Genomic DNA, 1,137 nt, shown 5'->3' on the forward strand with positions numbered 1-1,137 from the left:
CTTCAGAGAAAGTCGCGTAGTTATGCTCTAGCTTACCAACTCGGCTGCTAAAACGGTTATACGCCATCACAGCTGGAATCGCCGCGAATAGGCCCATTGCTGTCGCGATCAGTGCTTCTGCAATACCAGGAGCAACCATTGCTAATGTCGCTTGCTTCACTTCACCTAATGCGATGAATGAGTGCATGATGCCCCAAACCGTACCAAATAGGCCAATGTATGGGCTGATAGAACCGACGGTCGCCAAAAAAGGTAAGTTCGTTTCCAGTTCATCAACTTCGCGAGCAACCGCAACACGCATTGCACGACCAGTGCCTTCCATGATGAAGTCTGGAGACGCTGCATTTGATTTTCGAAGGCGAGCAAACTCTGTGAAGCCGGCGTAGAAAATCTCTTCAGTACCAGAGAGTTCGTCTTTGCGCTTATTACTCTCTTGATACAATTTAGCGAGATCAACACCAGACCAGAACTTATCTTCAAACACGTCAGTTTGTTTAGTAGCTTGAGATAATACTTTGCTTCGTTTGATGATCATCGCCCAAGAAACAACAGACATGCCCATGAGAATTAGCATGACCATCTTAACTAGTAAGCTAGCTTCTAAAATTAGGCCTAAGATTGAGATTTCAGCAGTCACTATTCGTTAGCTCCGTGAGAATAAATGTTGGCATTGCTTTGGGTTTCATTTTTTGATTGTCGATACATGCTACCTTAACCATTGCTTTACACAATGCTTTGCCATCAGGATTTACGATCTCTTGACAGAAGACCAAGGTAGCTCGCTTCAACTCGTAAATATTTGTAATGACTTGTAAAGAATCATCAAGGCGCGCACCTTGAATAAAATCGATGTCCATATGTCGGACTACAAAACCGATATTTTGTTCTAACAAGACTTGCTGAGAGACGCCAATTGAGCGCAACATCTCAGTTCGAGCGCGTTCGAAAAACTTAAGATAGTTTGAATGGTATACAACACCACCTGCATCGGTGTCTTCGTAATACACTGTCACTGGCCACGTAAATGGCTTAGATAATCCCCGCAATTTGATACCACAATTCAAAACGATAAAGATCTCACTATAACCTAACTCCTTATCATTAATAGTATATCGCTGTGAATTTTTTGATTTAAGA

Annotated in this window: 2 protein-coding genes; both read right to left on the bottom strand. The window is 42.6% G+C overall.

What is annotated here, in order from left to right:
• Positions 1-637, bottom strand: a 637-nt coding sequence (tolQ, locus tag AB4653_RS20315) for a protein TolQ (RefSeq protein ID WP_372105176.1), incomplete at its 3' end; no start/stop codon positions are given.
• A complete protein-coding gene (ybgC, locus tag AB4653_RS20320) occupies positions 627-1,064 on the bottom strand; it encodes a tol-pal system-associated acyl-CoA thioesterase (protein WP_102257376.1) in 438 nt (145 codons plus the stop codon). The genes tolQ and ybgC, both read right to left, overlap by 11 nt.
• Positions 1,065-1,137 lie beyond the last annotated feature (73 nt).

The organism is Vibrio sp. 10N.222.48.A3 (assembly GCF_041475345.1).
GTDB classification, from domain to species: domain Bacteria; phylum Pseudomonadota; class Gammaproteobacteria; order Enterobacterales; family Vibrionaceae; genus Vibrio; species Vibrio tasmaniensis_A.